We start from the raw sequence: 8,103 nt of genomic DNA, 5'->3' as shown, positions 1-8,103 counted from the left end.
CGCAGTTCCCCCCGCCTCGGGGCGCGCCCCCGCCCCCCCCCCCCCCCCCCCCCCCCCCCCGCCTCTTGCGTTCCGTGTGCTGCCGGCTGCCTGCTATCTTCTGTCTGCGGCGTCCAGTGCGTGTTCTGCCCGCGCGCCTTGGCCGCGGTTCAGTGGCGGAACAGTGCGACGTTGGCGGCCTCAGTTTCGGCGTACTGCACCGAGGCATAGCCCAGTGCTTGATTGATGTTGGTCAGGGATTCCTCCACCTTGGCCTGCGTGCTGCGCCATTCCGCGACCAGCGACTGGAAGTTCGCCGAGGCCTGCCCCTGCCATGACTCGCTGAGTGACTGCAGCCCGGACTGCATCCGGTTGATATCCGACTGCAACCGATCGATCGTGCCTCGGACCTCGGCGCTTTTTGCATCCAGGGCCTCGCTGTCCACTGAGACTATTGCCATTGTTCTAGCTCCCTTCGAAAGGTCATTGAGCCTTCGACGCTAGGCCAGGGGGCGGCACTTTCGGCCTCGGAGCCGACGGCCGTGGACAACGTCGGCGAAAACGGCTCGTGAGCAGCCCTGTGGAGGACGAAAGCTGTGGAGGACAGGAGCTGTGGAGGAGCACATGAGAGAGGTGGAGGAGCACCGCAGAGCTGTGGAGGAGGACGGGACCGTGCGGCAAGACCGCCGGGAAGACTTCCCCGGCTAGGTGCTCCGGTCGGCGTCGAAATCTTCCGGGGCACGGTAGGGCAGCCGGATGGACATCGTGGCGCCGCCGCCTTCGGTGTCCGAGAGGCGGACAGTGCCGTCGTGCTGGGCCACCAGCGCCGCGACGATGGCAAGGCCAAGTCCGGTGCCCCCGGTTTCTCGGTACCGGGAGGAGTCAGCACGGTAGAAGCGTTCAAAGACCCGCGCGGCGTCTTCCTCCGAGATGCCGGGGCCATGGTCCCGCACCTCCAGAACCGCGTCTGAGCGGTTGTGGATGACGGGGGCCACTCCCACGGCAATCTCGATGGGGGACCCGTCGGGCGTGTAGCGCAGGGCATTGGTGATCAGGTTCGCCACGACCTGCCGCAGCCGGGCCTCATCACCGACGGTGGGCGCCGGCCGGGGCTGCTGGCCGTCCAGCCCCACAACCCGGATCTCCCGTCCGGGAGAGCTGGCGCGGGCGTCCATTGCGGCATCATTGCCCAGCAGCATCAGGTCCACCGGCTCGTATTCCAGCGGCCGCTGTTCATCCACCCGCGCCAGGGTGAGCAGGTCTTCGACGAGCTGGCCCATCCGTTTGGCTTCGCTCTCGATGCGGCCCATGGCGGCGGAAATCTCTTCGGGTTTTTGCAGTGCTCCGTGGCGGTACAGCTCCGAGAATCCGCGGATGGTCACCAGCGGTGTGCGCAGCTCGTGGGAGGCGTCCTGAACGAAGCGGCGCATTTTCTGCTCCGATTTGGTCCGGGCGGCAAAAGCGGTTTCGATGTGGGCCAGCATGGCATTCAGCGACCGGGACAGCCGGCCGATTTCAGTAGCGGGATTGCCAAGGTCGACGCGCCGGGAGAGGTCGCCGGCGGCAATGGCTGCCGCGGTTTTCTCCACCTGGCTCAGCGGCCGGAACTGGCGTGTGACGGCCCAATAGGCAATGCCCGTGGCGCCCAGGGTACCGAGCAGCCCCACTGAGAAGACCAGTGAGGCGGCCTCGTCCACTGTCGCAGCAACGGAGTCCAGCGGCAGGGCCACTGCCACCGCGCCTGAATTTTCCAGGGCGAACACCTTTACCCGCCAGCCCTTGCTGCCCGGCATTGTGCCGGCGACGGTTTTGCCCTGCTGGTCCAGTTCCCGCACCTCTTCTGCGGTGTAGTGCGGGACTACCGGGGTGTCCACGCCGGGATCGGAATGCGTTTCCGGCCCGTAGCTGCCGTCATCGGCCAGGTACAGGCCGTAGAACTGGAACAGCGAGGTATCGGTCGGCGGTCCGTTCGACACGAGGTAGCGCGAGACGGCCGGCGCATTTTCGGCAATCTCGACGTCCAGACGGGTCACCAGGATCTGCCGCAGCACGTAAATCGTGGCCAGCCCGGTAATGGTTACGGTGACAACCATGAGGACGGCCATGATGGCCACGAGCTGGGATCGCAGCGAGGCCGATTTCCAGCGGCGGAGCAAGGCTTAGCGCTTCTCCGACGTGCGCAGCAGGTAGCCAACGCCGCGCTTGGTCTGAATCAAAGCCGGAGCATCCGGACTGCGGTCGATCTTGCGGCGCAGGTACGAAATGTAGGACTCCACGATGGAGGCATCGCCGTTGAAGTCATATTCCCAGACGTGGTCCAGGATCTGGGCCTTGGACAGCACCCGGTTGGGATTGAGCATCAGATAGCGCAGCAGCTTGAACTCGGTGGGGGAGAGGTCAACGGTGACGCCGCCGCGGCGCACCTCGTGGGCGTCGTCGTCGAGCTCGAGGTCATCCACGCGGAGGACGGCGTCGTCGTCGTCCATCGGCTGGGTGCGCCGCAGCACGGCGCGGATTCGGGCCACCACTTCGTCGAGGCTGAACGGCTTGGTGACGTAGTCGTCGCCGCCCACGGTCAGGCCGGTGACCTTGTCCTCGGTGTCGTCGCGCGCGGTCAGGAAGACCACCGGGAAGTGCTGGCCGGCCGCGCGCAGCCGCCGGGTCAGGGTGAATCCGTCCATGTCCGGCAGCATCACGTCCAGGACAGCGAGGTCCGGGGTGTGGGCGTCGACGGCGGCCAGGGCCTCGCGGCCGTTGGCTGCGGCGACGACGTCGAAGCCGGCGAAGCGCAGCGAGGTGGACAGCAGTTCGCGAATATTGGGCTCATCATCCACTACGAGGAGACGAGCTTCAGGTCCGGATGATTTATTCACTTCCCCAGTTTCTTACATTTAGCTGTGCGTTGTCTGTAGGGACGCACGATGGATACTGAAAGTGTCCAGTGAACCGGTCCGGTTTGCCGGTTTGCGGAACCGTCGGGCGCAGGAGCGGCGCGTTTCGTGTCCTGCCTTCCGGCACGACTGCGAAACACCCAGGTATAGGGATTGCTGCCGGCGAGCAGCACATCGTCCTCGCGGGCACCGGCGTCCACCCACTGGCAGTACCAGGACGGCAAGAGAACCCGCGGCAGATGGATCACCGAGGCTACAACCAGCATCAGCACCAGCGCTCCCGCCAGGAGGAGGACATCGCTGACGAATTGAGGTGCCCCCAGCACGGTGAATATGGCTCCCGTCATGCCGATCGCAATCAGCAGCCCGCCATAAAACATGGTGAAGCCGAAGTAGGAGTGTTTACCCAGTTCGTGGGGCTGCTGCTGCGGGGCCCACCGGCGCCAGATGCCCCGGTAGGCAGCGATACCAGGGACCAGCATGGCTGCCGCCAACGCATAAATTCCCAGCCAGACCAAAATCTCACTTGCCATTGAGAACTTCAGAACTCCTTTGCAGCGTCACTGGGCATCCTGCGCTGCCCCGGCGCAGGAGCCCCACGATACTGCCGACTCCAGAGCCGGGATGGTGCCGTGCCGAAAGAATTGAAGCTGCGTCCGGAACGCTAGACGGGCTTTTCGATATCCGAGGCGTCCAGGATGGAATAGGCGTAGCCCTGTTCCGCGAGGAAACGCTGGCGCTTCGCCGCGAAGTCCTGGTCCAGGGTGTCCCGGGCCACGACGGTGTAGAAGTGGGCTGACTTGCCGTCGGCCTTGGGCCGCAGCAGCCGCCCGAGCCGCTGGGCCTCTTCCTGCCGGGAGCCGAAGGAGCCGGAGACCTGCACCGCCACCGAGGCCTCGGGCAGGTCGATGGAGAAGTTCGCGACCTTGGACACCACCAGCGTGGTCAGGCGCCCCTCACGGAATTCGTTGAACAGCCGCTGGCGTTCCTTGACCGGGGTGTCGCCCTTGATCACCGGGGCGTCCAGCCGTTCGGCCAGCTCGTCCAGCTGGTCCAGGTACTGGCCGATCACCAGCGTCTGCTCACCGGCGTGCCGGCGCACCAACTGTTCGACGACGGCGGACTTGGTCTCGGAGGTGGAGCACAGCCGGTACTTGTCGCCGTCCTCGGCCATGGCGTAGGCCACCCGCTCGTCCCGGGGCAGGTCCACCCGGACCTCGACGCACTCGGCCGGCGCGATGTAACCCTGTGCCTCGATGTCCTTCCACGGTGCGTCGTAGCGCTTGGGACCGATCAGCGAAAAGACCTCGCCCTCGCGGCCGTCTTCCCGCACCAGAGTGGCGGTCAGGCCGAGCCGGCGGCGCGCCTGCAGATCTGCGGTCATCCGGAAGATCGGCGCGGGCAGCAGGTGCACCTCGTCGTAGATGATCAGGCCCCAGTCGTTCGCATCCAGCAGTTCCATGTGCGGATACAGCCCGCCGCGCTTGAGCGTCAGCACCTGGTAGGTGGCGATGGTGACCGGACGGACTTCCTTGACCGCGCCGGAGTACTCGCCGATTTCGTCCTCGGTCAGGGAGGTGCGCTTGAGCAGCTCATCCTTCCACTGCCGGGCGGAAACGGTGTTGGTCACCAGGATCAGGGTGGTCGTGCAGCTGGTGGCCATGGCGGCGGCACCGACCAGGGTCTTGCCCGCACCGCAGGGCAGGACGACGACGCCGGAACCGCCGGCCCAGAAGTTCTCAGTGGCCAGCTTCTGATAAGGGCGCAGCGCCCACCCGTCCTCGTTAAGCAGGATGGGATGCGGAGCGCCGTCCACGTAGCCCGCCAGATCCTCAGCCGGCCAGCCCAGCTTGAGCAGCAGCTGCTTGAGCTGGCCCCGCATCGAGGACTGCACCACCACGGTTTCGCCGTCGATCCGCGGGCCCAGCAGCGGCTGGATCTTCTTGGCGTGCAGGACTTCCTCCAGCACCGGATAGTCGGTGGTGCGCAGCACCAGGCCGTGCTGCGGATCCTTTTCCAGGCGCAGCCGCCCGTACCGGGACATCGTTTCCTCGATGTCCACCAGCAGCGAGTGCGGAACCGGGAAACGGGAGTAGCTCAGCAGCGTGTTCAGAACCTGCTCGGCGTCGAGCCCTGCGGCCCGGGCGTTCCACAATCCCAGCGGGGTCAGCCGGTAGCTGTGGATATGTTCCGGGGCGCGCTCCAGCTCGGCAAAGGCCGCGATGGCATGCCGGGCCTCGGTCGCCTGGGGATGGTCCACTTCCAGCAGAATGGTTTTGTCACTCTGGACAATCAACGGTCCGTCAGCCATGCGCCGGGGTATCCTCCACTATTTCCACATCCATGATTCGGTGCACCGACACCACTCTCTCTACGTCCCGGCGGGGGTCAAAGACCCGCACCCGGCCGTCGGTGACTGATAAAGGAACAAAGATTTCCTGCCGCTGATTCCCCTGGCCGTCCACCACGCCCATCCGGACCGAGCTTCGGGTCCGGATGGCCTCGCGCAGGATCTCCAGGCCGACGAGCGGCTCGCTTTCACTGCGGCCGGCCACCGGCGGCCCCTCGCCGCGGAGGGCTGCCAGCTGGTTCGCGACGTCGTCGTCGGTCAGTTCCCAGGGGTTGAGCCGGGTTTTCGACGTCGGTGCCACAGTCACCGGGGGATGCGCGTGGGACCCGGCCACCGGCCGGGCACGCCCCTCCAACGCCGGTGAATAGCCGAGCTCGCGCAGGGTGTAGGAGAGTTCCTGGGCGCTGGCGACCGACCCGACGACGGTGGGCGACAGCCGCACCAGGCCCAGGGAAGCGGTGCGCGGGTCTGCAAGCAGCCCGGTGAGGCCGTCTTCATCGTCGCTGCGCAGGTAGGACGCCGCGGCGCCCACCCGCAGGCGTCCGTAGCGGGAAGCAGTGTCCTCCACCAGATACTTCAGCGGCTGGGGAACCTCCGTGGCGGAATGCCGGCGCAGGAAATCCAAGATTCCGGCGGCGTCCTGCCCGGCGTCCAGAGCCCTGCGGATGGAATCAGCTGAGAACCGGTAGATCGCGGCCGGCCCCTGGCCCTCGGCGTCGGAGATGGACGCCAACCGGCGCGCGACGCCGGGTTCCAGATAGCCGGGGGCCACCGCAGTCAGGTCCGCCTGCAGCAGGAACGCGTTCAGCGGCTCCGGAAGGGCATCGCGCAGACGCTCCAGTGCGCCGTCCCAGTCACTGCGGGCGACCGCGGCCCCCAGATCGGTCAGGGCCCCGGAACCCAGCAGACCCAGCTGGGCTGCCTCCTTCAGGATTCCCGGCACCAACCGTGCGAACCGCCGCTGCAGCCGCGGCTGGTGCCAGGTCAGGGCGCTGACCAGTGCCTCGGCGTCGAGGGCACCGGTAGTGCCTTCCTCGCGGACGTCGTCGTCGGCCAGCTGGGCGAGCATTTCCAGGGCCCGCTGCCGCACCAGCGGAGCGTCCGGCCGGGACGCCTCGGCGGCCAGGGCATTGATCGCTCCGCCGCCGGGGAGCGGGCTGCCGACCAGCGAGGGGGCACGATCTGCATCCAGCCAGGCTGAGACCAGCTGCTTCCACTGGTCCTGCCGGTCCGAGGTCAGCCAGCTGCCTTCCGTGGCGCACCACCGCGACGTCGTGACATCCAGGGACAGCAGCCCGGCCAGGGCGGCAAGTTCCAGCAGCCATGCGGTGGCGGGGGCGTCGATGCGAAGGGCCTCCGAAACGCGGCGCACTTCCCGCACCCCGACGCCGCCTGAACGGAGGGTGCCGACGGGGGTGGACTTCGCGACCGCCACGAGCTCAGTGACCAGGCGGAGGGTTTCCGCCACTGCGCCGAAGGCGGCGTTGTCACGGACGTTGTCCGCGACCCGGCGGGTCACCGGAGCCGGTGGTTGGAGCTTGAAATCGGAGACGATGACATGGCCGCGGGACGCCTGCCCCACCGGACGGGGAAGTTCGACGTGCAGTGCATCCAAGGGAACCAGCAGGCCGCGGGCCATCAGCCACTCCACCGGGGTGGGAGAGGGGTTGTCCAGCACGGCACGGCCCATGGCGGCCTTTTTCGGGATGGCGCCGACGGGGGAGTATTTGAAGCGCCGCAGCAGGTCCAGGGTCTGGGCCGGGGCGTCGGCCATCAGCGTTGCCCAGCCGGCAGGGTCCGACACCAGATGGTGCAGGGAGTGTGCGGCGGTGATGGGGGTGTCGGCCCGCTCCATCGCGATGCCGCTCCGGCGCAGTCCCTCCACGATTCCGACCAGGCGCTGGCCGAATTCCGGATGCTGCACTGCCAGGGTGGAATACGGGCGGCCCAGGCCCGCCGGATACGCGCCCAGCGCTTCACCGAGGACCGCGACGGGCAGATAGAACCGGCGGCCCGCGTCGGCCTTGGGTGCGCCGGGATGGGGTGTGGCACGGCGCAGCAGTGCCAGGGCATGCAGGTGATTCAGGATGGAATCCAGCGACTTGATGGTCGAACCGGCGATGGCGCTTTTCAGCCATGAAGCGGTGGTGCTGAGGTGGGAGTCCTCGTTGGTGGTCAGGTCGACGGCCTCGAGAACCTGCAGCTCCGGAGACGTGAGTTTTTCCAGCGCCCGCTGGACACTGATCCGGGTGGAGGCACGGGCGGCGAGGGCCTGAAAATCGGGAACCGGGGGCAGGATCAGATCCGGTCTGGCCGCAAGCAATTCACGCAGCTGGTCATCGCTGCGTGCAGCTAGATCTTCGGCTAAAGCTCGGATCGCGGACATCGTCTCCACGTTACCCGACGCGGCAGCAAAATGGACGGATCAGCCGCGTCGCCTGCGGCGGATTCCATCAATTACCAGGCCTGCCATTAGGAGGAATGCGACGGGGAGGCCGTAAAAGGCGCCAGCGGCGAAGCCCGGCCAGACGCTCTCTCCGCGCAGTCCCGAGAGCAGGACGGCACAGAGGCAGAGCAATCCCGCCACCGCGATCAGGGCCGCCGCTCCGGTCAGGATCCGGCGCCACCGCGGCCCTTCCGGTGCAGTTCGGTGCGGTGCCCGTCCGGGGGAAGGTGTGCTGGTGTCCATGGCGCTTAACGCTAACAGCGGAAATGAGCCGGTCCAAAGGCGCGGCACCGGGAACGAATACCCGGGCGGGATATTCTAAAGGAAACAGACTTCCCCGTAGTATCTCTCCCGTAGTATCTGGAAGAACAGCATCTGGACGAACCCAGTACCTCTGGGAGTACCGGGCCGTGGACTCCGGCACACGGCTGGCACTG

The 8,103-nt window shown here is 66.9% G+C and carries 7 protein-coding genes; all 7 read right to left on the bottom strand.

Features of this window, described 5'->3' with window-relative positions; all coding sequences use genetic code 11:
• Nucleotides 1-149: 149 nt before the first annotated feature.
• The 7 genes from QNO00_RS16365 to QNO00_RS16335 all read right to left on the bottom strand — a co-directional run bounded on the left by QNO00_RS16365 (nucleotide 150) and on the right by QNO00_RS16335 (nucleotide 7,909).
• On the bottom strand, nucleotides 150-440 hold the full coding sequence (locus QNO00_RS16365; RefSeq protein ID WP_229968070.1) for a WXG100 family type VII secretion target: 291 nt from the start codon (nucleotides 438-440) through the stop codon (nucleotides 150-152).
• Between the two features lie 243 nt (nucleotides 441-683).
• Nucleotides 684-2,135, bottom strand: a complete 1,452-nt coding sequence (locus QNO00_RS16360) for a sensor histidine kinase (RefSeq protein ID WP_284025273.1) — start codon at nucleotides 2,133-2,135, stop codon at nucleotides 684-686.
• A gap of 3 nt (nucleotides 2,136-2,138) precedes the next feature.
• Nucleotides 2,139-2,852: a response regulator transcription factor gene (locus QNO00_RS16355; protein WP_229968073.1), complete on the bottom strand. Its 714-nt coding sequence runs from the start codon at nucleotides 2,850-2,852 to the stop codon at nucleotides 2,139-2,141.
• Complete coding sequence (locus QNO00_RS16350) at nucleotides 2,849-3,403, bottom strand: hypothetical protein (RefSeq protein ID WP_284025272.1); 555 nt, start codon at nucleotides 3,401-3,403, stop codon at nucleotides 2,849-2,851. Before QNO00_RS16350 ends, QNO00_RS16355 begins: the two co-directional genes overlap by 4 nt.
• A 131-nt stretch (nucleotides 3,404-3,534) precedes the next feature.
• Nucleotides 3,535-5,181 carry a DNA repair helicase XPB gene (locus tag QNO00_RS16345; RefSeq protein WP_284025271.1) on the bottom strand — a complete coding sequence of 549 codons (1,647 nt, stop codon included), beginning with the start codon at nucleotides 5,179-5,181 and terminating at the stop codon, nucleotides 3,535-3,537.
• Entirely contained in the window at nucleotides 5,174-7,606 is a 2,433-nt protein-coding gene (locus QNO00_RS16340) for a helicase-associated domain-containing protein (RefSeq protein WP_284025270.1), read from the bottom strand. The genes QNO00_RS16345 and QNO00_RS16340 overlap by 8 nt, the downstream gene beginning before the upstream one ends.
• A 39-nt stretch (nucleotides 7,607-7,645) precedes the next feature.
• The gene (locus QNO00_RS16335; protein WP_229968081.1) at nucleotides 7,646-7,909 is read right to left on the bottom strand and encodes a hypothetical protein; all 264 of its coding nucleotides are present in this window, start codon (nucleotides 7,907-7,909) and stop codon (nucleotides 7,646-7,648) included.
• Nucleotides 7,910-8,103 lie beyond the last annotated feature (194 nt).

The organism is Arthrobacter sp. zg-Y1219, from assembly GCF_030125545.1.
In the GTDB taxonomy this organism is placed as follows: Bacteria; Actinomycetota; Actinomycetes; order Actinomycetales; family Micrococcaceae; genus Arthrobacter_B.
Note: the sequence above shows the minus strand (reverse complement) of the source record. Positions and strands in the feature narration are given on the sequence as shown.